The organism is Microbacterium sp. JAI119 (assembly GCF_013410135.1).
Classification (GTDB): domain Bacteria; phylum Actinomycetota; class Actinomycetes; order Actinomycetales; family Microbacteriaceae; genus Microbacterium; species Microbacterium oxydans.
The window spans coordinates 15,602-38,845 of record NZ_JACCCK010000003.1 but is presented as its reverse complement, the minus strand read 5'-3'; the positions used below and the strand labels follow the sequence as shown (position 1 = coordinate 38,845).

General features: G+C 67.6%; 25 protein-coding genes. 11 read left to right on the top strand and 14 right to left on the bottom strand.

What is annotated here, in order from left to right; genetic code table 11:
• Positions 1-38 precede the first annotated feature (38 nt).
• Complete coding sequence (locus HDC31_RS14550) at positions 39-1,289, top strand: sodium:proton antiporter (RefSeq protein ID WP_179516342.1); 1,251 nt, start codon at positions 39-41, stop codon at positions 1,287-1,289.
• A gap of 170 nt (positions 1,290-1,459) precedes the next feature.
• Here HDC31_RS14550 and HDC31_RS14545 read toward each other — a convergent pair whose 3' ends face one another.
• Positions 1,460-1,654 carry a hypothetical protein gene (locus HDC31_RS14545; protein ID WP_113680263.1) on the bottom strand — a complete coding sequence of 65 codons (195 nt, stop codon included), beginning with the start codon at positions 1,652-1,654 and terminating at the stop codon, positions 1,460-1,462.
• 153 nt (positions 1,655-1,807) lie between these two features.
• Between HDC31_RS14545 and HDC31_RS14540 the strand changes: the two genes are divergently transcribed.
• The 4 genes from HDC31_RS14540 (at position 1,808) to HDC31_RS14525 (ending at position 4,511) form a co-directional block, all read left to right on the top strand.
• Complete coding sequence (locus tag HDC31_RS14540; RefSeq protein WP_179516274.1) at positions 1,808-2,011, top strand: hypothetical protein; 204 nt, start codon at positions 1,808-1,810, stop codon at positions 2,009-2,011.
• Positions 2,012-2,191: 180 nt separating this feature from the next.
• Positions 2,192-2,431: an enoyl-CoA hydratase/isomerase family protein gene (locus HDC31_RS14535; protein WP_113680262.1), complete on the top strand. Its 240-nt coding sequence runs from the start codon at positions 2,192-2,194 to the stop codon at positions 2,429-2,431.
• Positions 2,391-3,008: an enoyl-CoA hydratase/isomerase family protein gene (locus HDC31_RS20620; RefSeq protein ID WP_113680261.1), complete on the top strand. Its 618-nt coding sequence runs from the start codon at positions 2,391-2,393 to the stop codon at positions 3,006-3,008. The genes HDC31_RS14535 and HDC31_RS20620 overlap by 41 nt, the downstream gene beginning before the upstream one ends.
• A 219-nt stretch (positions 3,009-3,227) precedes the next feature.
• Entirely contained in the window at positions 3,228-4,511 is a 1,284-nt protein-coding gene (locus tag HDC31_RS14525; RefSeq protein WP_179516272.1) for an epoxide hydrolase family protein, read from the top strand.
• Here the strand turns inward: HDC31_RS14525 and HDC31_RS14520 are convergent.
• Complete coding sequence (locus HDC31_RS14520) at positions 4,430-5,221, bottom strand: SDR family NAD(P)-dependent oxidoreductase (RefSeq protein ID WP_113680259.1); 792 nt, start codon at positions 5,219-5,221, stop codon at positions 4,430-4,432. The two genes, HDC31_RS14525 and HDC31_RS14520, sit on opposite strands and share 82 nt — an antisense overlap.
• A gap of 128 nt (positions 5,222-5,349) precedes the next feature.
• On the opposite strand from HDC31_RS14520, the gene HDC31_RS14515 reads away from it, so the two are divergent.
• Together HDC31_RS14515 and HDC31_RS14510 are read left to right on the top strand one after the other, a co-directional pair.
• Positions 5,350-5,856 carry a MarR family winged helix-turn-helix transcriptional regulator gene (locus tag HDC31_RS14515; protein ID WP_113680258.1) on the top strand — a complete coding sequence of 169 codons (507 nt, stop codon included), beginning with the start codon at positions 5,350-5,352 and terminating at the stop codon, positions 5,854-5,856.
• 107 nt (positions 5,857-5,963) lie between these two features.
• Entirely contained in the window at positions 5,964-6,716 is a 753-nt protein-coding gene (locus HDC31_RS14510) for an SDR family NAD(P)-dependent oxidoreductase (RefSeq protein ID WP_045262344.1), read from the top strand.
• Positions 6,717-6,863: 147 nt separating this feature from the next.
• On the opposite strand, the gene HDC31_RS14505 is transcribed toward HDC31_RS14510, so the two are convergent.
• Together HDC31_RS14505 and HDC31_RS14500 are read right to left on the bottom strand one after the other, a co-directional pair.
• A complete protein-coding gene (locus HDC31_RS14505; protein WP_046746943.1) occupies positions 6,864-7,190 on the bottom strand; it encodes a hypothetical protein in 327 nt (108 codons plus the stop codon).
• A 71-nt stretch (positions 7,191-7,261) separates the two neighbouring features.
• Positions 7,262-7,684 carry a MarR family winged helix-turn-helix transcriptional regulator gene (locus HDC31_RS14500; RefSeq protein ID WP_257022216.1) on the bottom strand — a complete coding sequence of 141 codons (423 nt, stop codon included), beginning with the start codon at positions 7,682-7,684 and terminating at the stop codon, positions 7,262-7,264.
• Between the two features lie 149 nt (positions 7,685-7,833).
• On the opposite strand from HDC31_RS14500, the gene HDC31_RS14495 reads away from it, so the two are divergent.
• Positions 7,834-8,073 carry a hypothetical protein gene (locus HDC31_RS14495; RefSeq protein WP_058632740.1) on the top strand — a complete coding sequence of 80 codons (240 nt, stop codon included), beginning with the start codon at positions 7,834-7,836 and terminating at the stop codon, positions 8,071-8,073.
• Positions 8,073-8,627, top strand: a complete 555-nt coding sequence (locus HDC31_RS14490; protein WP_046746946.1) for a MarR family winged helix-turn-helix transcriptional regulator — start codon at positions 8,073-8,075, stop codon at positions 8,625-8,627. The genes HDC31_RS14495 and HDC31_RS14490 overlap by 1 nt, the downstream gene beginning before the upstream one ends.
• Before the next feature lie 8 nt (positions 8,628-8,635).
• Here HDC31_RS14490 and HDC31_RS14485 read toward each other — a convergent pair whose 3' ends face one another.
• The 3 genes from HDC31_RS14485 to HDC31_RS14475 all read right to left on the bottom strand — a co-directional run bounded on the left by HDC31_RS14485 (position 8,636) and on the right by HDC31_RS14475 (position 10,948).
• Complete coding sequence (locus HDC31_RS14485) at positions 8,636-8,953, bottom strand: metalloregulator ArsR/SmtB family transcription factor (RefSeq protein ID WP_113680256.1); 318 nt, start codon at positions 8,951-8,953, stop codon at positions 8,636-8,638.
• The gene (locus HDC31_RS14480) at positions 8,950-9,432 is read right to left on the bottom strand and encodes an SRPBCC domain-containing protein (protein WP_113680255.1); all 483 of its coding nucleotides are present in this window, start codon (positions 9,430-9,432) and stop codon (positions 8,950-8,952) included. Before HDC31_RS14480 ends, HDC31_RS14485 begins: the two co-directional genes overlap by 4 nt.
• Positions 9,433-9,724: 292 nt before the next feature.
• Complete coding sequence (locus HDC31_RS14475; RefSeq protein WP_058632756.1) at positions 9,725-10,948, bottom strand: MFS transporter; 1,224 nt, start codon at positions 10,946-10,948, stop codon at positions 9,725-9,727.
• Between the two features lie 149 nt (positions 10,949-11,097).
• Here HDC31_RS14475 and HDC31_RS14470 point away from each other — a divergent pair, with 149 nt between their 5' ends.
• The gene (locus HDC31_RS14470; RefSeq protein ID WP_257022214.1) at positions 11,098-12,759 is read left to right on the top strand and encodes an SDR family oxidoreductase; all 1,662 of its coding nucleotides are present in this window, start codon (positions 11,098-11,100) and stop codon (positions 12,757-12,759) included.
• 39 nt (positions 12,760-12,798) lie between these two features.
• On the opposite strand, the gene HDC31_RS14465 is transcribed toward HDC31_RS14470, so the two are convergent.
• From HDC31_RS14465 to HDC31_RS14455, 3 genes are all read right to left on the bottom strand, one after another.
• Positions 12,799-14,790 (bottom strand): BCCT family transporter, encoded by a 1,992-nt coding sequence (locus HDC31_RS14465; RefSeq protein WP_113680254.1) that lies wholly within the window; start codon positions 14,788-14,790, stop codon positions 12,799-12,801.
• A gap of 135 nt (positions 14,791-14,925) precedes the next feature.
• Positions 14,926-16,620: an AarF/ABC1/UbiB kinase family protein gene (locus tag HDC31_RS14460; protein WP_179516271.1), complete on the bottom strand. Its 1,695-nt coding sequence runs from the start codon at positions 16,618-16,620 to the stop codon at positions 14,926-14,928.
• A gap of 45 nt (positions 16,621-16,665) precedes the next feature.
• Positions 16,666-17,301: a PadR family transcriptional regulator gene (locus HDC31_RS14455; RefSeq protein WP_179516270.1), complete on the bottom strand. Its 636-nt coding sequence runs from the start codon at positions 17,299-17,301 to the stop codon at positions 16,666-16,668.
• A gap of 255 nt (positions 17,302-17,556) precedes the next feature.
• On the opposite strand from HDC31_RS14455, the gene HDC31_RS14450 reads away from it, so the two are divergent.
• On the top strand, positions 17,557-19,137 hold the full coding sequence (locus tag HDC31_RS14450; RefSeq protein ID WP_179516269.1) for a glycosyltransferase family A protein: 1,581 nt from the start codon (positions 17,557-17,559) through the stop codon (positions 19,135-19,137).
• A gap of 76 nt (positions 19,138-19,213) precedes the next feature.
• Here HDC31_RS14450 and HDC31_RS14445 read toward each other — a convergent pair whose 3' ends face one another.
• The 4 genes from HDC31_RS14445 to HDC31_RS14430 form a co-directional block, all read right to left on the bottom strand.
• Positions 19,214-20,434 (bottom strand): hypothetical protein, encoded by a 1,221-nt coding sequence (locus tag HDC31_RS14445; RefSeq protein ID WP_113680253.1) that lies wholly within the window; start codon positions 20,432-20,434, stop codon positions 19,214-19,216.
• 123 nt (positions 20,435-20,557) lie between these two features.
• Positions 20,558-21,427, bottom strand: coding sequence for a 3-methyl-2-oxobutanoate hydroxymethyltransferase (gene panB, locus HDC31_RS14440; RefSeq protein ID WP_113680252.1), 870 nt, complete (start codon positions 21,425-21,427; stop codon positions 20,558-20,560).
• Positions 21,424-22,308 carry a pantoate--beta-alanine ligase gene (gene panC, locus HDC31_RS14435; RefSeq protein WP_113680251.1) on the bottom strand — a complete coding sequence of 295 codons (885 nt, stop codon included), beginning with the start codon at positions 22,306-22,308 and terminating at the stop codon, positions 21,424-21,426. Before panC ends, panB begins: the two co-directional genes overlap by 4 nt.
• Positions 22,305-23,081, bottom strand: a complete 777-nt coding sequence (locus HDC31_RS14430) for a DUF2520 domain-containing protein (RefSeq protein WP_113680250.1) — start codon at positions 23,079-23,081, stop codon at positions 22,305-22,307. Before HDC31_RS14430 ends, panC begins: the two co-directional genes overlap by 4 nt.
• Between the last annotated feature and the right edge of the window lie 163 nt (positions 23,082-23,244).

The following is a 23,244-nucleotide window of genomic DNA, read 5'->3' as shown; positions in this document are numbered from 1 at the left end:
TCACCGACGACACCCTCCTTTTCGCCGCCATCGGCGTGATGACCCTCGCCGCAGCCCTCCTCCCGCGACTGCTCGGCAAGCTTCCCATCTCGATCCCGATGGTGTTCCTCGCCGCAGGCATCATCGTGTTCGCCCTCATCCCCGACCTCCCCGACCCACACCCGAGCGATCACCCCGACATCACGCTGCACCTGACCGAGATCTGCGTCCTGGTCTCCCTCATGGGCGCCGGTCTTGCCATCAACCGGCCGCTGCGCTGGCGAACCTGGTCCACCACATGGCGGCTGCTGGCCATCACCATGCCTCTGTCCATCGCCGCCGTGGCCGTCCTCGGATGGGTGGGGCTCGGACTCGGAGCCGCCAGCGCACTCCTCCTCGCCGCAGCTCTCGCCCCCACCGACCCCGTGCTCGCCACCGAGGTGCAAGTCAGCGAACCCGTCGACGACGAAAACGCCGACGACGAGGTGCGGTTCGCACTCACCTCCGAAGCGGGCCTCAACGACGGCCTCGCCTTCCCCTTCACCTACGCCACCATCGCCATCAGCATGGTCGGCCTCGCCCCATCCGGCTGGTTCACCGACTGGTTCCTCATCGACGTGCTGTGGAGGATCACCATCGGCGTCATCGCCGGCATCGGCACCGGTTGGCTCTTCGGCAAACTCTTCTTCTCCGCGCACCTCGCCGGACGCAAAGTCGTCGACCAAGCCGAAGGATTCGTCGCCATCGCCGCGATATTCCTCGCCTACGGCATCGCCGAAACCGCGGAAGGATACGGGTTCATCGCCGTATTCGTCTGCGCCGTCACCATCCGGGCATCAGAACGAGGACACGGCTACCACCAAGTCCTCCACAAGTTCGTCGAACAGATCGAACGACTCCTCACCATCGCCGTCATCGTCCTCCTGGGCGGCGCCATCGCCCGCGGCCTATTCGCCGACATCGGCTGGATCGAAATCCTCGTCGCTCTCATCATCCTGCTCATCGTCCGCCCCCTCGCCGGATGGATCGGGCTCACCCCCGGAAAGACCGGACCCCGCGAACGCAGCGTCATCGCGTTCTTCGGCGTCCGCGGCGTCGGCTCGCTGTTCTACATCGCCTACGCCACCCAGAACGGCTACTTCCCCGACGGTGACCAGCTCTGGTCCATCGTCGGCCTCGTCATCGTCGGCTCCATCATCATCCATGGCCTCGCCGCCACCCCCACCATGCGACTCATCGACACCACCCGCCACCGGATCACCCGCCGACGCGGCGGCGACCACACCGACGTCGCCACGACACCGGTCTGAGCTTCATCGCCAGCAACGCCCCGGCAGCGCCTCCTCAGCGAGAGGCTCGAGATGGGATGCGGGTGGGAGTCACAACATCGTGACAACCCAATGCCACCGACGACGCATTCAAGAACTCACCACCAGGCGATAACTCCGCCAGAATCGACCGGGACTTCAGGTCGTGGACGCTACTCTTCGAGGTCCGCGGGCGACTCTGCCGCCGCCCGAGTCTCCGGCACCCGATCTCGCAATTGATCTGCCATCGCCGCAGCACCCTCCTCCGCATGCTCTTCGGTGACCGCTTCGATGAGCTGACTCAGGTCCTCATCGACGACCGCTGAAGGTTCGCGATCGCCTTCTCGCTCGTCCAAGGGGTTCTCCATTGTGCTGTATTCCTTTCAACCGGTCGTGTCGGTCCAACACGGACGGACCGACTGAGTCCTTCGGTTCGTTATTCATCACTGAGCTGAGGTGAGACGGCGAGGAGTGCCTGCTTTGAGGGACTGCAGCGTGAGCTTACGTCGTAAACTCGCTGCATGTCCCACGATATGCAACCCGGAGAACATGCTGGCGCGAATTCCGAGGCGAAACGGGCGCTCGAAGCCCCTGACGTCGAGATTCCGTCCGATCAAGCGCCCCCGCCAGGCGCCGCCGAAGCTGCCATGGAAGATGCCCGAGATCACCCGACATCATCCATAGCGCGCACCCTCAACGACCAGCAAGCCGTCGAGGAACAGTAGACCCGGCGTTGACTCGCTCTTTCGCGGCGTGGTGGAAGATCTGGCGATTGAGAAGTCGTCTCGCGCGTTCCCCACTAACGATGTGTGGCGCAAGGTCCACTGGGGGTCTGATCCGTCCTCCAGGCAAGCGATTACCACGTTGGTCCTCCCTGTTCATGGCGCAGGCCCGAACGCGTTGACATGACGGATTTGGTTCAACCTGTCGATCTCTCGTTCAAAGGCGACGTCGCTTGGCTGACCCTGAATCGCCCCGACGAATCCAACGCGATCAATCTTGAAACGGCTGAGGCTCTACTCCGCAACGTCGGGCTGATCTCAACAGCAGGGTCCCGTGTGGCGGTCATCAGCGTTGCTGGTGGCACTTTTTGCTCGGGCGGCGATGTTGTTGAGATGGCGGAGGCGAGCAACCTCAGCACCTAACGTTCGGCAACTCGCGGGTACATTCCACGACGCACTCATCAAACTTGCAGAACTCAACGCGGTCATCATTGCCGCCGTGGACGGCGTCGCAGCCGGAGGAGGGCTAGGACTTGCCTTAGCTGCCGATATACAACTCGCATCCGACCGCTCAATGTTCCTGACTTCGTATGAATCGCTCGGGCTCACCCCCGACAGTGGAACGTCGTTCTTGCTTCCTCGAAGCATCGGCATCTCACAAGCTCGACAAATGTCCGCCACAAGCATGCGACTGGACGCAACCTTCGCGGCAGGAATCGGACTTGTGCACAAGGTCGTACGTCCGGATGAACTGCCCGACGCAGCCTCCGAACTCGCTTCCCGACTCGCGGCACGTCCACAGCTACACATGTCTCAGACACGCACGCTGTTCTGGGGCGCGGACAGTGGTGAGTATCGACGACACCTCGACGCGGAAAGAGACGCGATCAGCGACGCCGCGAGAACCCCGCAAGTAGCAGCCCTGATCCGCGAAGTCGCGGCCCGCGCTGTCCGAAGCCGTGCCGCCCGCCGAAAACGGACAGGCCGCCACTTAAGCTAAGCCACGCTATACGGCGAAGAGTAGTAGTACTCGATTTCGTCGCCAACCTACAGAAAGTGTCACCGGAAGCCGCCCTGGTGTGACCGCACAAGTGCCGTTCTGCGTGACATCCAGTGTCATCTCACCGCGTTCCCGACAGTATTCGTGAATCGCGCCTCGGTGTCGGCGCCCCGCGATAGCGTCGCATCACAGCCCACGCCGTCCAGGAAGAGGTCTCCCTTGTCCCGACACTCCCTCCTCGACGTCGGCGAGCATGACCTCCGGGATCTGCGACGGCGGCTGCGCGACACACGCTGGGCCGAGCCGTGGCCCGTGGAGGGCTGGGAGGCGGGCACCGACCAGGCGGAGCTTCGCCGGCTCGTCGACGTGTGGCTGAACGGCTTCGACTGGCGCGCGCAGCAACAACAGATCGAGGAGCTGCCCTGGCGGCAGGCGGACATCGACGGGACGCCTGTCGCTTACCTCCGCTTCGATGCCGAGCAGGGAGGGACCGGGGTTCCCGTTCTGCTCACGAACGGCTGGCCGAGCACGGCACTCGAACTCGTGGATGTTGCTCGGCGCCTCGCGACGCCGTCGCGTTTCGGGGGCGATACTGCCCACGCCGCCACGGTGATCGTGCCCGCGCTTCCCGGACTGCCGTTCTCACCGCAACGCCCCCGACTCGGCGTGCAGACGCACGACCTGTGGCACCTGCTGATGACGGATCATCTCGCTTTCCCCCGATACCTCGCGCACGGCGGCGACCTGGGAGCGGGGATCACCTCTCGTCTCGCGCAGGCATACCCCGACGAGATGGTCGGCATCCACTTGCTGTCCACAGCCGCTCCCTCACACGTGGACGAGGAGTCGATCACCGCCGAAGAGCAGGCCCACCTCGACCGGGTACAGGAGTGGTCGGCGTCCGAAGGCGGATATCAGCATCAGCAGCAGACGCGGCCGCTCACACTGGCGCCAGCCGTCTCGGACTCCCCCGTCGGATTGCTGTCGTGGATCCTGGAGAAGCATCGATCCTGGAGCGACTGCGGCGGCGACGTCTCTTCCCGCTTCAGCGACGACTACCTGCTGACACTGGCGCCCGTGTACTGGTTCACGAACTCGATCGGCACGTCGTTCCGCCCCTACTACGAGCACGCCGCGGGATTGACCTCACGCATAGAACGGGTGGAGGTGCCGACCGCCGTCGCCCTGTTCCCGCACGACCTGGCGTCGCCGCCGCGGAGCTGGATCGAACGCACGTACAACCTCGTGCGCTACACCCGAATGCCGCGCGGGGGCCATTTCGCACCGCATGAGGAGCCGGCCCTGCTCGCCGATGACATCGCCGCATTCGCGCGCGCACTGCCGCACGCATCCCCGCGTGAATCCACCTCCGCCACCGCTGTGCACGCAGAGCCGCAGCCGTCGACCACCGCATCGACTGGTCACAGCATCGACGTGAGCACCCCGCCGTCCGCGCGCACAGCCGCCCCGTTCGTGGCCGACGCGCGGGGACTCGCGAGGTAGGCGACCAGGTCGGCCACCTCGGTCGGGTCGAGGAACCGCTCCAGCAGAGTGGTGCGGTTCTCGCCGATGATGACCTGCTTCATGGCGTCCGGTGACAGATCCTGCACCTGCGCCACAGCCTCGACCGCCGCAGCGACCCCATCGGAATAGGTCGGCCCACCCAGGACCGTGTTCACCGTGACCGAGGTGCCGCGGGTGAGCTTCGACAGACCGTTGCCGAGAGCGATCATCGCCGCCTTGGTCACGCCGTAATGCACCATGTCCGCGGGGACATTCACCCCCGACTCGCTGCTGACGAAGATCATCCGGCCCCAGCCTCGCTCGATCATCCCGCCCAGAAGGTGTCGTGCAAGCCGGACTCCGCTCATCACGTTGACCTCGAAGTAGCGCTGCCACCCGGCGTCGTCGACGGCCTCGAACTCCGCGAGCCCGAACAGGCCCACGTTGTTGACGAGGATGTCGACGTCTCCCATTTCATCGAGGAGTCTCGCGACGTCATCCGCATTCGCGAAGTCCGCGACGATCCCCGACGCGGTCACCCCTGGGTGCGCGGCTCGCAGCCGCCCGACGGCCGCATCGACTGCCGCGGCGTCGCGCCCGTTCAGGATCACTCGCACTCCCTCGACGGCGAGCGCATCGGCGATCGCATATCCGATCCCTCGACTCGAGCCGCTGATGAACGCCGTCCTGCCCTGCAGTTGCAGATCCACTCCGCTTCCTCCTTCCGACGCCGAAGACGTCGCTTTACTTGCTCAGGAAAGTCACTCTACGTCTTTTTGCTTGCTTGGGAAAGTGAAGGTTCGCGGAGACCCGAGCCCGAATGCCCTATCCTGAAGGCATGTCCGAGCGGCCGAATGCCCCGCACCTGAGCGACGATCAGCTGGCGATCTGGTCCTCCGTCGCCACACTGTTGGAGCGCCTCCCCACAGCTCTCGATGCGCAGCTGCAGCGCGACAGCGGCCTCACGCACTTCGAACACGGCATCCTCTTCGCGCTCGATTCCGCACCGGATCGTCGCCTTCGCCTGAGCACCCTCGCCACCTATGCGAGCTGCACACTGTCACGCCTGTCGCGCGCGATCTCGCGACTGGAATCCAAGGGATGGGTGCGACGGGAGATCGACGCGACCGACGGGCGATTCACCCTCGGCATACTGACGGACGAAGGCCACGCGAAGGTCGCCGAGTCCACGCCGGGCCATCAGGCGCTGGTGCAGCGTCTCGTCTTCGACACGCTCACCGCCGCGCAGGCGCGACAGCTGGGGTCGATCAGCACCCGTATCTCCGCGGCGATCAGTCCTGATCCGATCTGGACACCGGGAGCGGGCGATTCCGGGCGCGACTAGTCCATTCATGTGAATCCACCTCCGCGTTTCAGGCGTAGGCTGGAGTGAAGGACGGACCGTCCGAGAAGATCTCCCGGCACCGTGCCCGCCCGGAAGTGGAGTCCCTCGTGGCTCAGTACGACGTCTCGAACCGCTCGGCGATCGTGACGGGAGCAGGCAGCGGAATCGGTCGCTCGACCGCCCTCCTGCTGGCGAAGAACGGCGCATCCGTCGTGGTCAACGACCTGAACGCGGATCACGCGAACGCGGTCGTCGAGGAGATCCGCGCCGCCGGTGGAACCGCCGAGGCATCGGTCGGCGACGCGACCGATGCCTCGTGGATCGCTTCTTCCATCGAGCTGGCGAACTCCCTCGCCCCGCTGCGCATCGGCGTCAACAACGCCGGCATCGGTGGAGCGTCCGCTCCGACGGCCGAGTACGAGGACGAGGCCTGGGACAAGGTCATCGCGATCAACCTCAACGCGGTCTTCCGCAACATGAAGGCGCAGATCCCCTCGATCCTCGCGAACGGCGGGGGCTCGGTCGTGAACATCGCGTCGATCCTCGGCAGCGTCGGGTTCGCCAACTCCCCCGCCTACGTCACCGCCAAGCACGGCGTCGTCGGCATGACCAAGTCGGCGGCACTCGAGTACTCGGCACAGGGCGTGCGCGTGAACTCCGTAGGCCCCGGGTTCATCGACACCCCGTTGCTCGCGAACATGGGACCCGAGGCGAAGGATTTCCTCGTTTCGAAGCACCCGATCGGACGCCTGGGGCAGGCCGACGAGGTCGCGAACCTCATCGCGTTCCTCGCCAGCGACGCCGCGAGCTTCATCACCGGCAGCTACCACCTGGTCGACGGCGGCTACACCGCCCTCTGAACGAATGGCATCCGACCCCGGGACCCGATTCCCGGTGGTCGGATGCCATCAGCAGCGACGCAGACACCCCCCGATGTCGTCGCTGCGAGCCTCGGCCGTCGTCGCGCACGCCTTGCCCAGGAGCACGTCGGCGGCGGAGGCGAGTTATCAGGCGACCGCGTGCATCGCAGGCGCCGGAGAGAGGAGCGGCGCCAGCTCCATGTCCGTCAGATCCAGACCGTGCGCAGAACTCGCTGCGGCCATCATCTTGACCAGCAGCGGGCGCTGAAGCTCGATCTCCTCCGCGACAGCGAAGCGCACGGGAATCGAGGCGTGCATCCACAGCGTCTCCGTGCCCGATCGCGACGTGCGCAGGGTGAGCGGGAACGATTCTCCTCGGCGGAGCTTGGTCACGGTGACGAGTCGAAGGTGGGCGAGTGTCGCATCGTCGATCTCCACGATCTGCGATTCCCCGGCGTAACTGAGCTGGCCCATGAGTCCCTCATTCCTGTGCGTTTTGTACAGGAATTAGATTACTAGTTTAGCTAGCTAAATGGCAAACGGGACTATTCGATCGCATCGATCTCCGCCGTGAGCCGCCGCAGGAACCTCGAGATCACGGCGAGCTCGGCGGAGGTGAACTCCTCTTCCACCCGCGCCACCCGCCGCGAGACCTCGTCCGCGGGCGAGTTGATGTCGCGGAGTGAAGGACGGATCATCTTCGAGCGCCTGTCGTCCGGATGCGCCGTCACCACGATCTGGGCGCGATCGGATAGACGCCTGATCACGGAGGTGATCGCCGCAGTACTGACCCCCAGGTGAGCGGCGAGATCACTCGGAGTCACGGGCGCATCGACCGGGGCCGCTGCGATGAAGCGAAGGGCCGAGCGGTCGGTCTCGTTGGGCTGGCGCCCCGCCACGAGGCGCCGCGCGAGCCGCGCCTCCACGCGCAGCAGTTCATCGACGTCGCGGTCGAGCCGAGACGCCATGACCCCCAGACTGTTCCCCATCACACCCCTCATCGATTCCGAAACCCATCTTAGCTCGGAAGTCTTTTTATCTGTCTGACTAGCAAAATCCTGCGTGCATCACACTGTCGCACGGGTGAGAGGATGGATACACCGCAAGAAAGGACGTCATGGTCGAGCGATCCGCACTCGATGACGAGAAGTACATCGACTACGCCGCTCTCCTCGAGCGCCTGGAACGACAGTTCCCCACCGTCCCGCGCGATCGGATCGAGCAGATCATCGTGGCCGAGAACGACGCGATCACGGGCGGCTTCCTCCTGATCGTCCCCGCCGGGGTCGCGACAGGTGCGATCGAGATGCTGACGCGGGAGTCCTCTCCCGTGGCAGACGGAGAGGCGGTGGCCTGATGACCGAGCCCCAGGAGTACGCACGCTCGGGGTACTGGTACCCCGACGCCGAGAGCGCCAGCACCGTCGATGTCCTGAACATGCTGCGGCGTTACCGCGCGGCCGAGACCGCTATGCGTGCGCGCACCCGCGCTTCGATGGGCATGAACGAGACCGACCTGATGGCGCTGCGCTTCCTGCTGCGCGAGCAGCGCGCGGGCCGCATCGTCCGTCCGATCGACATCGCCAGGATGCTCGACATCTCCACCGCTTCGACGACCACTCTCATCGACCGCCTCGAGAAGGGCGGACACGTCCGTCGCGAGGCGCATCCGACGGACCGCCGCGCCGGAGTCGTGGTTCCGAGCGTGAGCAGCGACGAGGAGGTCAGGGCCACCCTCGGTGCCATGCATCGCCGCATGCTCACCCTGGTCGACGAGCTCTCCGACCAGGAGCGGGCCGTGGTCACACGGTTCCTCGCCGGCATGACTGCGTCGATCGAAGAGGCCTCCGACCTCGACCAGGAGCTCCGGAATGTGATCCGGGACGAGAAGGGCCCCCACGCGGCGGAGTGATCCCCGCGCTACAGCCCTTCCGCGATCTCCTTGATCGCAGCGAGGCGGCGGTCCCACTCGCGTCCGATCACGTCGAGCTTTGCGGCCGTCGCGGAGAGCTCGGCACCGACGACGCGGAAGCGCACCTCGCGCCCCACCCGAACCGGCTCGACGAGTCCCACCTCCTGCAGCACGACGAGGTGCTTGGCGATCGCCTGACGGGACACCGGAAGGCGCCCGGCGAGGGCGGATGCCGAGGCATCCCCCTCGCCGAGTGCCGTCAGGATGCTCCAGCGCGTCTCGTCCGCGAGTGCCGCGAACACGGGAAGCAGTGTCTCGGTCGTCACGCTTCGCCTTCCACGAGCACGACCATCTTGTCGAGCTCCAGATCCCAGCCGGTACGATGCGACTCGAGGTTGGCCCTGGGGTCGGAGGTGCGCTCGAACCCGCTCTCGACGACCGTGAGCCGCGTGCCGCCATCCGCCTCCTCGAGCGTGAAGGTGAAGACGGTCGAGGTCGACTCGTCGATGCTGTCCGGCAGCGCGCCGAGGGCATCGTCATTGTTCCATCGGTACGTGATGCGCCGCGGCTCGTCGAACTCCTCGACCCGGAGGGGGATCACGTCGTAGTCGGGGAAGGTCATCGTGCCGATCGCTCCGACGCCGCTGCCCTCGAGCACCGTGCGCCCGAACCAGCGCGAGATGTGCTGCGGCTCTGCCACGGCTCGCCACACCTTGTCGACGGGTGCCGCGATCTGGATGCTCCGCCGCACCGAGAATGTCTCCTCGTCGACGACGGATGCCTCGTTGTGGGTCATGTTCACCATGATGGGTCCTTTCGGGATTTCCTGCATGTCCCGCCGGCCGGATCGGCCGACTGCAACTCCAGAGTTGCACCTCTCGACTCCATGCGCAACCCTAGAGTTGCAGTACGTCACTGCTCACCCCATATCGCTCACTCTGCATCGCGCCTCACGTCGGCGTCACCTGTCGGAGGAAATCACGAATGCATGAGGAATCGCAGGAAGACCGCCCGGCATCCGTGTTTTCTTCCGCCATCCGGAACCCGCGGAACGCAAGGGCACACCGGCACCCCAGCCGCAGCACCCCGTGCCGGACTCAGACGCGGGGACGCCGCTTCTCGAGGAAGCCCGCCAGCACCACGGCGACGAGGGCGGCCACCGGCGCGACGAGGAGCCCCGCCCGCAAGCTCTCGTTCTCGGCGATGTACCCCACGAACGGCGGAGACAGCAGGAACCCGAGGCGCAGCAGCCACGACACGACCGTGAGCCCGACGCCCGGCCGCAGTCCCGGCAGTTCGTCCGCGGCATGCATCGCCGCGGGGATGAGCGTGGCGATGCCGAAGCCGACGGCCGCGAACCCCAGGATCGTGCCGGGCACCGACGGATACGCGAGCGCCAGCGTCATGCCGACCGCCGCGATGGCGCCGCCGACCCGCGCGACCCACCTCTGTCCGAAGCGGTCCGTGAGCGGATCGCCGATGATCCGACCGATGAACTGCGCACCGACCAGGGCGATGAAACCGAGAGGAGCGATCGCCGCAGCGGCTCCGAGCGAGTCGGCGAGATACAGAGTCGCCCAGGAGTTGCCCGCATCCTCGGCGACGGCGCCGGCCATGGCGATGAGAGTCAGGGCGATGATCGCGATGACGGTACGCGGCGTCACTCCGCGACGGAGTGTTCCGGCGAGCTCGGCCGGCTCGGCCGTGGCCTCCTCGTCGACCTCGTCGTCACGGCCGGGGAGGCAGAAGCGCAGGGCGACGAGCGCGACCGTGGCGAACACGGCCGTCGAGATGCCCAGGTGCACGGCCAGCGGCAGCTCCAGTGCGATCGCCACTGCAGCCATCGCCCCACCCAGCACCGCACCGATGGACCAGATGGCGTGGAAGCCGTTGATGATCGAACGCCCGTAGCGACGCTGCACCCGCAGGCCGTGGGCGTTCTGGGCGACATCGGTGATCGCGTCGGACGCTCCGCCGAGGAACAGGGCGACCGCGAACAGCAGGCCTGACGGGGCGAGGGCCGCCGACAGCAGACCCAAGCTCGTCAACACGGTGCCGATCACGGCGATGCGAGCGGAACCGAACCGACGGATGAGCACTGCGGCCAGAAGGCCGGCGGCGATGGCGCCGGCGGGGAATGCCGCGATCGCGAATCCGTACCCGAGATTGTCCAGCCCCAGAGCGGACTTGATCTCCGGGTACCGCGGGAGGATGTTCGCGAACAGCGCCCCATTGGTCAGGAAGAGCGCGGAGACGGCGATGCGCGCGCGGCGGGATGCCTGGTCGGGCACAGGTCGTCGAATCGATTCGATGGAGGCCATGCCTACGATCGTACGGTGCACAGCAGGCCGCGACCGACACGATCACGCATGTGCCCCCGACAGTGCTCCCTGCGTCGCAGCTCTACTCATCCCCGACGCAGGCCGCAACCCCGTTTCCGCGCGCGCATCCTCGGGCCTACGCTCGTGCCATGTCCGAACTCACCCAGCCCACCGGTCGTGAAGAGGCTCTGCGCGCCATCCCCCGCGACGACGGGACTCCCCCGCGTGCTCTGGTGCTCGGGGCGACCGGCTACATCGGCGGTCGACTGACTCCGCGGCTGCTGAACGCCGGATACCGCGTGCGTGTGCTGGCACGGGACGCGGCGCGGGCGGCGTCGTTCCCGTGGGGCGCCGACTGCGAGATCGTCGAGGGGTCGGCGGATGATGCGGATGCCGTCGCCGCGGCCATGGACGACGTCGACGTCGTCTACTACCTGATCCACTCGATGTCGGCCGGCAAGGGCTTCGAGGAGAGCGACGAGCGCGCGGCGCAGACGGTGGCAGAGGCGGCTGCGCGAGCGGGTGTGCGGCGGATCGTCTACCTCGGCGGTCTGCATCCGGATGATGCACAGCTCTCCCCGCATCTGCGCTCGCGTGTGCGGGTCGGCGAGATCTTCCTGGACTCGGGAGTGCCGACACTCGTGCTGCAGGCGGGCGTCGTGATCGGATCGGGATCGGCGTCGTTCGAGATGATCCGCCACCTCACCGACGTGCTGCCGTACATGCCGGCGCCGAAGTGGGTGCGCAACCGGATCCAGCCCATCGCCGTGCGCGACGTGCTGCACTACCTCCTCGGGGCAGCGCAGGTGGATTCCGACGTGAACCGCGCTGTCGATATCGGCGGCCCCGACGTGCTGCGCTACGGCCAGATGATGAACGGCTACGCGGTGGAGGCGGGACTGCGCCAGCGGGCCATCGCCGCCCTCCCCGTGCTGACTCCGGGCCTCGCTTCGCACTGGGTGAATCTCGTGACGCCGGTCCCGCGGTCGATCGCCCGCCCGCTCGTGGCGTCACTGCAGAACGAGTGCATCATGAAGGATCACGCCATCGACGAGCTGATCCCCCAGCCCGAAGGCGGTCTGACCCCGTATCGGCGCGCGGTCGACCTGGCGCTCGGCCGCGTGCGAGGCGACACCATCGAGACCAGTTGGCAGGACTCCGAGGTCTCGGGCGCTCCGAGCGACCCGCTGCCGAGCGATCCCGACTGGGCGGGACGCACCGTGTTCACCGACTCCCGTTCGGTCACGACGACCGCGTCACCCACAGAGCTGTGGCGCGTGATCCTCGGCATCGGCGGAGAGAACGGCTGGTACTCCTCGCCCCTACTGTGGGCGGTGCGCGGTTGGATGGACCGCATCGTGGGCGGCGTAGGCCTCAGCCGCGGGCGCCGCAGCCGTACTGCCGCACGCGTGGGCGACGCGATCGACTTCTGGCGCGTCGAAGCGGTGGAGACCACGGATGCCGGATCGCTGCTGCGCCTCCGCGCCGAGATGAAGGTGCCGGGAGAGGCATGGCTCGAGTTGCGTGCCGTGCCCGATGCGAAGGGCGCCCGCTACGAGCAGCGCGCGATCTTCTTCCCGCGCGGTCTCACCGGACGCCTCTACTGGCTCGCCGTGCTGCCCTTCCACGGCGCGATCTTCGCGGGCATGGCAGCACGCATCACGGCCGCCGCCGAGGACCTCGAGACCTCTCCATCGGCGCCGCCCCACCCCGCGGAGACCAGCGACCCCGCCGTCCCAGGCGAACCCACCGTCCCAGGCGAACCCGCCGGGACAGGCGACTTCACCGCGAAGTCGCCTGATCCCGCGTGAACGCCTGACCCGACGCCCCCAGACGAGGCCGGGGTACCCTCAATCCGCGCGCGGCTGCGGGGCGGGGTCCGGGTCGTTCGGGCCGTCTTCCAACGCGGCATCGACAACGGCCTCCACTTCCGCGGGAGGGATGATGTCGATCGCCTCGGTCGCGGCCTCATACACCTCGGCCAACGTGTCGTCGACGGTGTCCTCGTCGATCCAAGCGAGGTCGTCCTCCGAGTGGTCGTACTCGACAGGCACGAGGGCGAAGTCGTCGCCGTACTCCTCGAGCCCGGCCATGACGCTGTGGCGGACGGCGGCGCGGGCATACCGGTCGCGCAGGATCAGCGGATCCCGCCGCAGGTCCTTCATGAACGCGATCATCATGAACGTCATGATGATCGCGAACGGCAGCGCCGCGATGATCGTCGCGTTCTGCAGCGACTGCAGCCCGCTGCCCTCCGATCCGCTCACGAGCAGCACCGCGGCGATCACGCCGACCAGCACTCCCCACACCACCGCGACCCACCGCGATGGCTCCGGGCGGCCCTGCTGGGACAGCGTGCCCATGACGAGTGAGGCGGAATCAGCCCCGGTGATGAAGAAGATCGCGATGAGGAGGATGAGCACGATGCTGGTGATGAGCGGGAACGGCAGGTTCTCCAGCACCCCGAACAGCACCTCCTCCGGCGGGTCGACGGTGAGGCCTGCGCCGTTCATCTGCTGCTGGATCGCCGTCGTGCCGAAGATCGCGAACCACACGAGCGAGATGGCGGAAGGCACCACGATGACGACCGACACGAACTGACGGAGCGTGCGCCCGCGGGAGATCTTCGCGATGAACATGCCGACGAACGGCGACCAGGAGATCCACCATGCCCAGTAGAAGATCGTCCAGCTCGACAGGAAGGCCTGCGCGGTCTCACCCTGCGACGCGGAGCGGCCGATCATGGTCGGCAGATCGCCGATGAACTGCACGGCGACCGACGGGATCACGTTCAGGATCAGCAGCGTCGGACCGACGAAGAACACGAAGAAGGCGAGCAGGATCGCGACCACGGCGTTGATGTTCGACAGTGCGCGGATGCCCTTCGAGACTCCGGACACCGCGGAGGCGATGAAGCAGGCCGTGAGCACCGCGATCACCGCGATGAGGATGCCGTTGCCGAGTGGGCCGATGCCGCTGACGAGCTCGACACCGTGACCGATCTGCAGCGCTCCGAGTCCGAGGGAGGCTGCCGTGCCGAACAACGTCACGATGATGGAGAAGATGTCGATCGTGCGGCCTACCGGACCCGTGGTGCGGTTCTCGCCGAGCAGCGGAGCGAAGATCGAGGAGATCAGCGGCGTGCGGCCGCGGCGGTAGGCGCCGTACGCGATGGCTCCACCGACGAGCGCGTAGAACGCCCAGGCCTGCGGACCCCAGTGATAGAGCACCTGGGTCTGCGCGGTGTGCATGGCCTCGAGGGTGTTCGCCTCGACGGTGCCGGGCGGCGGGTTCTCGAAGAACGTCAGCGGCTCAGCGGCACCCCAGAACACCAGGCCGATGCCCATGCCGGCCGCGAAGAGCATGGAGATCCACGAGAACATCGAGAACTCGGGCTCCTCGTCGTCACGGCCGAGCGGGATGCGCCCGTACTTGCTGAAGCCGACGAACAGCATGAACACGAGGATGATCGTGGCGATCGTCGTGAAGAAGAAGCCGAAGTACTCCACCACCCAGGCGAGGACCGTGCTCGTGGTGCCGGCGAGGTTGTCGCCCGCGAACACACCCCAGGCGATGAAGCCGAGGGCGAACGCGGCGGCGACACCGAAGACGAGCGGGTCGGTGCGGTAGGTGCGCCCCGTCTCCTCGACCGAGACACCGGGAACGAGCGCCGGGTGCACGCTGCGCGGCGGGACGGTCGTGATGTCGCGGACGATCTTGCGGGCAGTCTCCGAAGCCTTGGCCGGGAGGCGGTTGGCACCGGTTCCGACTGTGTCCGTGCGCGGACGCGGAGGGTTCGATCCTGCGGAGCGTTCGTCGGGCTTCTCGTCAGGAGTGTCCATGAGAGTCCATTTTGTCATGCGAGGTGTCCGACCGTGTCGGGGCCGAAACCCAGAGGGTCCGCGCGAACCGCGGCGCGTCGGGCAGCGACGCGCCGGGCGGACGCTGCCCGCTCTGGGTTTTCGGGCGCGTCGCAGTTAGCGCGAGCGGCGCCCCCCGAACAGCGAGTGCAGCAGCGGGAGGGCGGAGACGCAGACCAGGGTGATTCCCAGGGGCGGCACCGACGGCACGAGCAGCGCACCGCCGACCAGGAACGCCGCGAACAGGACGCCGGAGCCGATGCGGCGCGCGATACCCTCGAGCCGGTCCAGGCGACGTTCGAGTCGTGAGGTGTCGAAGGTGACGTTGCCGTCGTCGAGGCGCGTGATGATCTTGTCGATGCGGCCGGGCAACGCCCAGGTCGTGGACATCGTGCCCATCGCCTGGTTCGCGAAGGCCTGCACGATGTTGCCGCTCTCGTCGCGAAGCAGACGGCCGGCGTAGGGCTCTGCCGCATCCCACACGTTGAACGCGGGATCGAGACCGCTGCACATGCCGGAGGTCAGTGAGACGGCACGGATGAGCAGCAGCATGTTCTCGGGCAGCTGGAGCGGGAGCGAGCGCACCATGTCGCCGAACTCCTCGGCGAAGTCACGGAACTCGCGCGGATCGACCTTGCTCAACTCAGCGAACCCCATGCCGCCGAAACGGGCGAACAACGTGGTGAGCGCGCGCTCGAGCTCGGCCGTGTCGGCGGAAGGCAGCAGCACGCCGATCTCCTGCGCGGCGGCGACGAGGCCACGACTGTCTCGGCCGGCCACCGCGATCAGGAGCGTGCGCAATCCGTCGCGGAGGCTCGCGGGGATCTCGGCCATCATGCCGAAGTCGATGAACGTGAGGCGGAAACCGCGCCCCGTGCCGCCCTCGACCACCGGCGAAGGCGTGACGAAGATGTTGCCGGGGTGGGGGTCGGCGTGCACGAAACTGTGCGTGAACACCTGATCGAACATGACCTCGGCGAACACCGCGGCGACCTCGGACGGATCGATTCCGGCGGCGCGGAGGGCCCCGATGTCGTTGATCTTGATGGCCGTGACGTCCGAGAGAGTCAGCACCCGACGGGTCGAGCGCTCCCAGACGATCTCCGGGGTGTCGACGCGGGGATCGTCGGCGAAGTTCTCGCGGAAGCGTTCCGCGCTCGCGGCCTCATGCAGGTAGTCGATCTCCTCGAGGCTGGTCGCGGCGAACTCCTCCACGAGCGCGGGCGCATCCACCCGGTCGGCGACGATGCGCACGCGCGTCAGCCAGCGCGCGACCCGGCGGAGCGCCGCGAGGTCGACCGCCACGATCTCGTCGATGCCGGGTCGCTGGACCTTCACGACGACCTCGCCGAGCCCGGTGTCCGCCGCATCGAGCGCCGACAGTCGGGCGCGATGCACCTGCCCGAGGGAAGCCGCCGCGACGGGGTTCTCATCGAACCAGGCATAGGCACGTTCGAGCGGGATCCCGAGCTCGGCTTCGGCGAGCGCACGAATCGCCGGCGTGGGCACGGGCGGAACCTCGTCCTGCAGCCCCTCGAGCTCCTTCGTGATCTCCGGCGGCAGCACGTCGAGGCGCGACGACATGAACTGTCCCACCTTGATCATGAGTCCGCCGAGTTCCACGGCGAGCACATGGAACCGACGAGCGAACGTCTGCATCCGCTGCCCGCGTGTCCGCTCCGCGATTCGGCTCATGCCGAAGCGGGGCAGGACGAGTTCGAACCACCAGATCTTGAAGAACTCGCGACCGGCGAACGACAGGATGCGACGGTACCTGGCGCGGTGCACGCCGTGTGCCGCAGCATCCGTCATCGCGTGGTCCCTTCGCAGACCCCCACTCGATGCCGCACTGCGCGGTCAGTCCTGCGCGAGGATCGTGTACAGCCTACGGCGGGCCTCGTCGAGGACCTCGATCGTCTGGTGCACCTGCTCAGCGGACCCGCTGCGACCCACCTGGGCAGCCGCGGCAGCGAGGTCGACGCCCGCCTTCGGCAGAGCGTGGAAGCGGGCGTTGTCGCGCTGACCGTCCTTGCCGTTCGACGAGACCCAGGGGGCTGGGGTCTCCGAGCTCTCGTCGGCGACCGCGCGGCCGGCTTCGGTGAGCGAGTAGGTCTTACGGCCGTTCTGCTCCTCCGCCTCGATCAGCCCTTCGTCGGCGAGCAGCTGCAGGGTCGGGTACACGGAACCGGCGCTCGGCTTCCACGTGCCGCCGCTGCGCTCGGCGATCTCGTTGATGATCTGGTAGCCGTGCATCGGCTTCTCGGCCAGCAGGGAGAGCACGGCCGTACGGACGTCACCGCGGGCCATGCGCGAACCGCCGGAGGGGCGGGACTCGAAGGACTTCCGGAGCTGGTCCATCGCCTCGAAGATCGCGGATGCCGGTCCACCGGAGCCGGCGCCGAAGCCGGGTCCGCCGAAGAACCCGCCGGATCCGCCGCTGCTGCCGGAACCGCCGTTGCCGCCGAACGGGTTGGAGGGGAATGCGTTGCTCATGATGACCTCCCGCTGTAGGTGTGAACGATACTCAACGATATATCGTTAACCCTGGGCGCGGGGTGGGAGTCTTCGATCGTTCGACCCGTGGATGACTTCCACCTGTTGCGCACCACACGCCCGGCCGTCGCGCAAGCCCGGTGACGCACACAGGAAGAAGTGGTTAGCTCTGGGAGTTGTCGACGTGGGGGAGTGAGACGTTTGTCACAGAGTGATCGACCGGAGAAGAGCAGCAGCGACGCGAGCACCATCCGTGTGAGCGTGATCGTACCGGTGTGGCGACCTGGCCCCTCGTTCGACGATCTCATCGCGTCACTCGATCGCCAGAGTCTTGGCACTGCGTCGTTCGAAGTGCTTCTGTGCGACGACGGATCCGGCGAGCCCACCTCTGCTCGGCTGGCCGACATCGCCCGCGACCGCCCCCACGTACGCGTGCTGTCGCTGGCGCACTCCGGGTGGCCCGGCATGCCGCGCAACCACGGCGTCGATGCGGCTCGCGGGACGTACGTGCAGTTCGTCGATCAGGACGACTATCTGTTCGACCGTGCACTCGAGAAGCTGTGCGACTACGCCGACCTGCACTCCTCCGATGTGATCATCGGCAAGGAGGTGGGCATCGGCCGCCGCCTTCCGAGTCGGATCTTCAGCCACGACATCCCGGATGCGGTCCTCGGAACCGACCCGCTGCTCGAGATGCTGACACCGCACAAGATGTTCCGCACCTCTTTCCTTCGGGCCAACGGCATCCGCTTCCCCGAGGGCAAGGTGCGGCTGGAAGACCATCTCTTCGTGATGCAGGCGTACTTCGCGGCGTCGAGGATCTCGGTCCTGGCGAGCGAGCCGTGCTACGCCTGGGTGAAGGAGCCGGGCAGCGCAAGCTCTTCGCGCATCGACCCCGAGTCGTACTTCCCGCACCTCGAAACGGTGCTCGATCTCGTCGAAGCTCACACCGAGCCGGGAAAGCTGCGCGATCGTCTTCTGCGGCACTGGTTCCGAGGCAAGATCCTCAAGCGGCTCTCGGGCCGACAGATGGCCAGGTACCCCGACGACTATCGTGAACGCCTGCTCGATGTGGTCACGCCCCTGACGCAGGAGCATTTCGGACCCGGCGTCGATGCCGGCCTGGGATTCCCGCATCGGATCCGCGCCGCTCTGCTGCGCGCCGGGCGACGTGACGACCTGTTGGAGCTCGCGCGTTTCGAATCCGAGATCACCTGTCGCGCCGTCGTGACCGAGGTGCACTGGTCTCGCGGTGGCGGTCTGCACTTCACGATCCGCGTGACCCTCACGAGGAGCGGCCAGGACGCGTTCGTCTTGGAATCCACGGTCGAACAGTCGACGGACGCCGAGTCCGGATCCGCACGCCCCAAGAAGGTGACGCGACTCATCTCGCTCCCGGCCTCGACGACCGAGGGACTCCCGGAGAACCTCGTGGTCGCCAACCGCGAGCTGCGCAACGACCGGGTTGACCTCTTCCTCCGCGACCGCGACACCGGTGCCGAGCGCCGTCTCGGAGGTCGACTTCCCCGCAAGCTCGACTCCGCCCGCGTGGCGATCGACCCCGTCAAGGTGTTCGGTCCCGACGACGACTCCCGCGGAGGCGCGCTGACCGTGAAGGTCCGACATGCGGGGTGGACTTTCGAGACCCCGCTCGAAGCCTCCCCTGCCGTGCTTGCCCGCGCCGGACGGTCGCCGCTCCTCGCGGGCCGCTCCTGCACCCTCGTGGCGACCGACCAGGGCACGGTCGAACTGCACCGCGAGTGGCCCGGCGGCCGGCTGAAGGACCTCGCCGGACGTGCTGTCCGCCGCGTGCGCGCCCTCACGAGGAAGAGCTGACTCGCAAGAGCTGACACGGACCGGCTGACGCCGCGCATCCGCACGCGCCCACTGCCGTCGACACACGCCCGCCGTGTCACTGGAGCGCCGCCCGCGCGACGGCGCGCATCGCGGGGGTGATCGAGCCGAACGCGCTCGGCGACGAGAGCGCACAGAGACTCTCGACCACTCGCTGCACTGCTGACACGTCGCCTGACCGAGGCGACCACTCGGAGAACCTTCCATCGCCCGGCCCTTCCTCCACCGCAGCCTCACCGCGCGCGACGACGCCTGCCAGCTCGTCGAAGGTCGAGGCGGAGCCATCGGCGACGGCCAGGAGGGCGAGGGTCACGGCACGCGGCCAGGCGCTGGGGAACAGCCTCTCTCTCCCCAGCGCCCGTACGCCGTCGATGATCCGTAGGAATGCCCGCACCTCACCGTCCGCCAGCCCGCGTCCGAGGTTCGTGACCACGACATGCCCGCGCAGCCTGCGCATCGCTTTGGTCCGACGTGCGAGCGACGCGAGAGCATCGGCAGGGTCGGGAAGGCCCGGCACCGCCGTGTCCGGCCAGTCGAGGGCGTCGACGGCATCGGAGACGATCGCGCGGGGCAGCCACCCATCGGTCGGATCCTGATCGACACCCTCGGGGCCGATCCGCGCGACGAGCATCCGGATGCCGGCCGTCGCCGACTCCGCGAACTCCGAGCCCGCCGGGGTCTCCTCGAAGGGCACCGGGTCGTTGAGCTCCGCGTCGTCGAGGTGCGCGAGGAGGGCGAGACGACGCACCGGGGAGAGCCCTTGGCACAATGCCGCCAGCGGTGAGAACGGACGGAGAGCATCGCCGCCGACCCCGCAAGCCGCAGGGTCGAGGCGCGGCTGCACCAGGCCGAACCGCTGGGCGAGCTCGAACCCCACATGCTCTGCGCGGAATGCAGGTCGCTGTGTCTGCCAGCTTCCCACCGGCGACGGGAGCACCGGGACGGACTCCGCGTCGACGACGGTGACCCGCGGGTCGCCCATCCGTGTCGCGTACGGCCCACTGATCACCACGTCGACCACATCGGCGACACCGGGGACCGACACCTGCTGCGTCGGGGCCCGCCAGGGACACAGGTCGATGTGCAGCGACCGACCCGCGTCCGCTTCGAGCTCGGGCGCTTCCGGATCGAGCCCGAGACTCAGCCGATAGGCCTCGATCAGCCAGTACGAGGGGGCATCCCGTGGCACACCGATGACGCGGGTGAGCTCGGGGCATCCTGAGACCGACATCTCGACATGAAGTGCCCACGTGACGTGGACGTGCTCGGAGAGTTCCATCCGCGCAACGCTAGGTCGTCCCCGGCATCACCCCAGGACTCGAAGCCACCGATTGTCGAGAACTCGATGAAGCCGTCTTCGGTGCAGAAGAGTTGCGAACACGAGCCGTCGGCGGGGCGCGAACTACCGGCGCGCGAGCAGCTCCTCGAGACGTGCGGCCTCCCCCTGCGCCATCGCGTATCCGTGCTCGGGCGCGGGGTAAGCGCCGCTGCGCACCTCCGATGCGTACGCCCCGACCCCCGCGATGGCGTCCGTCCGCAGCTCGGCATACCGCTTGACGAACCTGGCGGCCGACCCGTCGAAGAGTCCGAGCAGATCGTGGAAGACGAGCACCTGTCCGTCGGCCGCGCCACCCGCTCCGATACCGATCACGGGGACGTCCAGCAGCGGCATGAGCGCAGCCGTCACCTCGGACGGCACCGCCTCGACGACGATCATCGAGCACCCGGCATCCTGCAACGCGAGCGCATCCTCGATCACGGCCAGTGCGGCCTCGGCGGAGCGCCCCTGCGCACGGTAGCCCCCGAGCGCGGTGGCGGTCTGCGGCGTGAGCCCGACGTGCCCGACGACCGGGATGCCCGCCTGCACGAGCGCCCTGGCGCGCTGGACCGTCGTCCCGCCGCGCTCGATCTTCACGAGGTCGCAGCCGGCTTCCTTGATGAAGCGCTGCGCGGTGGCGATGGCGAGCTCGTCGGAGGCCTCGTACGAGCCGAAGGGCAGGTCGCCGACGAGGAGAGGCACTGTGAGCCCCCGCCGCACCGCCTTGGTCAGCATCAGCATCTCGTCGAGCGTGACCGGCACCGTGCTGTCGTAGCCCAGGACGGTCATCGCGGCCGAGTCGCCGACGAGCACCACGTCGACGCCGGCGGCCTCGACGATCTGTGCGCCCGGGTGGTCGTACGCGGTGACCATGACGATGGGCTCACCGGCCGCCTTCTTCGCCCCGAGGGCGGCGAGGGTGACCTGGGTGCGGGGAGCGGCATGAGCGCTCATGCGCTGACCTCCGTATCGGTTGTCGCCGCGGCATCGGCGACGTGCAGGACGTGGTTGTCGATCAGGCGGGCCGCCCCGATGTGTGCGGCGACCGCGAGCAGGGCGTCACGATCGACGCGGGCGAGGGGGCGCAGCGTCTCGGCATCTCGGAGCTCGAGGTACTCGGGGTCGATCCCGGCATCGGCGAGCACTCGTCTCGCCGTGGAGAGGATGCTCCCCGCGTTCGGATCACCCGTCTCGAACACCGCAGCCCCGGCATCGAGCGCCCGGTTCAGAGCGGAGGCCTGCACGCGGGCCTCCGCGTCGAGGTAGACGTTCCTGGAGCTCATGGCGAGGCCGTCCGCTTCCCGCACGATCGGACAGGCGACGATCCGCACGTCGAGGTCGAGGTCCCGCACGACGCGGCGGACGACGAGCACCTGCTGCGCATCCTTCTGCCCGAAGTACGCGGCGTCCGGTCGGACGATCCCGAACAGCTTGGTGACGACCGTGGCCACGCCGTCGAAGTGGTGCACTCCACGACTCGCGCCATCGAGCACGTCGGTGAGACCGGCGACGTGGATGTTCGTCGCGAACCCGTCGGGGTAGATCTCGGACGCGGTGGGAGCGAAGAGGATGTCGACGCCCGCGGCCTCCGCGAGTCCGGCGTCGCGGGCCTCGTCGCGCGGATACGCGCTGAGGTCTTCGTTGGCGCCGAACTGGGTCGGGTTGACGAACAGCGACACGACGACGAGGTCGGACGCCTCGCGCGCGGTACGCATGAGGGAGAGATGGCCATCGTGGAAAGCACCCATGGTGGGCACGAGGCCGATGGTCCCACCCGCGGCTCTGGCTTCTCGGATCGCGGCGCGGACCTCGCGGATCGTGCGGAGGATTCTCATGCCGGGGGCTCCTCGAGTGCGGTGGCGGATGCGGTGGCGGTGGGTCGGGCAGCGACCTCGCGCGTGGCTGCGGCGAGCGCGTCGAACAGGTCGTCGAGCTCCAGCCCTTCGGCGACAGCACGCTGGCGTGCGACCGTCTCCTCGTCGCCGCGCGCGATGGGCCCGGTCAGCACAGCGGCAGCGCCGTCCTTCGCCCAGTTCTCGACCGTCTGACGTACGAGCGGAGCCAGGAGCGACCGGGCGACGTCGCGAGGAATCCCCGCATTCGAAGCCAGGTCCTCCGCCGCGTCGAGCACGGTGAGGACGAAGTTCGAGGCGGACGACGCGGCCGCGTGATAGCTCGCACGGTGTGCGTCGTCGACCTCGAACGGGCGTGCACCGAGAGCGAGGGCGAGCTGCTCCGCGACCTCACGAGCTGCGGGCGTATGACCGGCGATCGCGGCACCGATGCCGCGGAACACCTCGGCGGGCTCGTCGCCGGTGAAGGTCTGCAGCGGATGGAGGCTGAAATCCACATCGGTGAGCGCGGTCGCGCCGGATACATGTCCGAGGAAGCGCGCATGGGGCCGGGCAATGGCCGCAGCCTCGCCGATGGCCGCATCCGGAACGCTGAGGAGGACGACATCCACGTCCGGAATCCGCTCGTCCCGTCCGAGGGGTCCCACGACGTCGAGATCCGCTGCCCGCAGAGCCCGCGCGAGTACGCCTCCGAGACGGCCGGCGCCGACGATGGCGATGGTCGTCCCTGGTGCGAGAGAGGCGGATGTGTGCATGTCGATTGCCGGGCCGGGTCACGCGGCGCGGGTGCCAGAAGTATCCGCCCGGCACCGCATACGATCCAAATCAGAGAGCAGAGTGCGTACGTGAGAACCACATAAATATGACATTCTGGTCACTCTTATCGACTTTTGCGTGTCTATTCGCTCTCCGGCGGAA

What these genes read in the sequence shown, in the direction of transcription:
- HDC31_RS14495 (WP_058632740.1), top strand. Translation starts at nt 7,834, where the DNA reads ATGGTCGAGCGATCCGCACTCGATGACGAGAAGTACATCGACTACGCC.
- HDC31_RS14470 (WP_257022214.1), top strand. Translation starts at nt 11,098, where the DNA reads ATGTCCGAACTCACCCAGCCCACCGGTCGTGAAGAGGCTCTGCGCGCC.
- HDC31_RS14475 (WP_058632756.1), bottom strand. Translation starts at nt 10,948, where the DNA reads ATGGCCTCCATCGAATCGATTCGACGACCTGTGCCCGACCAGGCATCC.
- HDC31_RS14500 (WP_257022216.1), bottom strand. Translation starts at nt 7,684, where the DNA reads ATGGCGTCTCGGCTCGACCGCGACGTCGATGAACTGCTGCGCGTGGAG.
- HDC31_RS14505 (WP_046746943.1), bottom strand. Translation starts at nt 7,190, where the DNA reads ATGGGCCAGCTCAGTTACGCCGGGGAATCGCAGATCGTGGAGATCGAC.
- HDC31_RS14460 (WP_179516271.1), bottom strand. Translation starts at nt 16,620, where the DNA reads ATGACGGATGCTGCGGCACACGGCGTGCACCGCGCCAGGTACCGTCGC.
- HDC31_RS14535 (WP_113680262.1), top strand. Translation starts at nt 2,192, where the DNA reads ATGACGGATTTGGTTCAACCTGTCGATCTCTCGTTCAAAGGCGACGTC.
- panC (WP_113680251.1), bottom strand. Translation starts at nt 22,308, where the DNA reads ATGAGAATCCTCCGCACGATCCGCGAGGTCCGCGCCGCGATCCGAGAA.
- HDC31_RS20620 (WP_113680261.1), top strand. Translation starts at nt 2,391, where the DNA reads ATGTTGTTGAGATGGCGGAGGCGAGCAACCTCAGCACCTAACGTTCGG.
- HDC31_RS14430 (WP_113680250.1), bottom strand. Translation starts at nt 23,081, where the DNA reads ATGCACACATCCGCCTCTCTCGCACCAGGGACGACCATCGCCATCGTC.
- HDC31_RS14540 (WP_179516274.1), top strand. Translation starts at nt 1,808, where the DNA reads ATGTCCCACGATATGCAACCCGGAGAACATGCTGGCGCGAATTCCGAG.
- HDC31_RS14465 (WP_113680254.1), bottom strand. Translation starts at nt 14,790, where the DNA reads ATGGACACTCCTGACGAGAAGCCCGACGAACGCTCCGCAGGATCGAAC.
- panB (WP_113680252.1), bottom strand. Translation starts at nt 21,427, where the DNA reads ATGAGCGCTCATGCCGCTCCCCGCACCCAGGTCACCCTCGCCGCCCTC.
- HDC31_RS14545 (WP_113680263.1), bottom strand. Translation starts at nt 1,654, where the DNA reads ATGGAGAACCCCTTGGACGAGCGAGAAGGCGATCGCGAACCTTCAGCG.
- HDC31_RS14480 (WP_113680255.1), bottom strand. Translation starts at nt 9,432, where the DNA reads ATGGTGAACATGACCCACAACGAGGCATCCGTCGTCGACGAGGAGACA.
- HDC31_RS14455 (WP_179516270.1), bottom strand. Translation starts at nt 17,301, where the DNA reads ATGAGCAACGCATTCCCCTCCAACCCGTTCGGCGGCAACGGCGGTTCC.
- HDC31_RS14515 (WP_113680258.1), top strand. Translation starts at nt 5,350, where the DNA reads ATGTCCGAGCGGCCGAATGCCCCGCACCTGAGCGACGATCAGCTGGCG.
- HDC31_RS14490 (WP_046746946.1), top strand. Translation starts at nt 8,073, where the DNA reads ATGACCGAGCCCCAGGAGTACGCACGCTCGGGGTACTGGTACCCCGAC.
- HDC31_RS14445 (WP_113680253.1), bottom strand. Translation starts at nt 20,434, where the DNA reads ATGGAACTCTCCGAGCACGTCCACGTCACGTGGGCACTTCATGTCGAG.
- HDC31_RS14550 (WP_179516342.1), top strand. Translation starts at nt 39, where the DNA reads ATGACCCTCGCCGCAGCCCTCCTCCCGCGACTGCTCGGCAAGCTTCCC.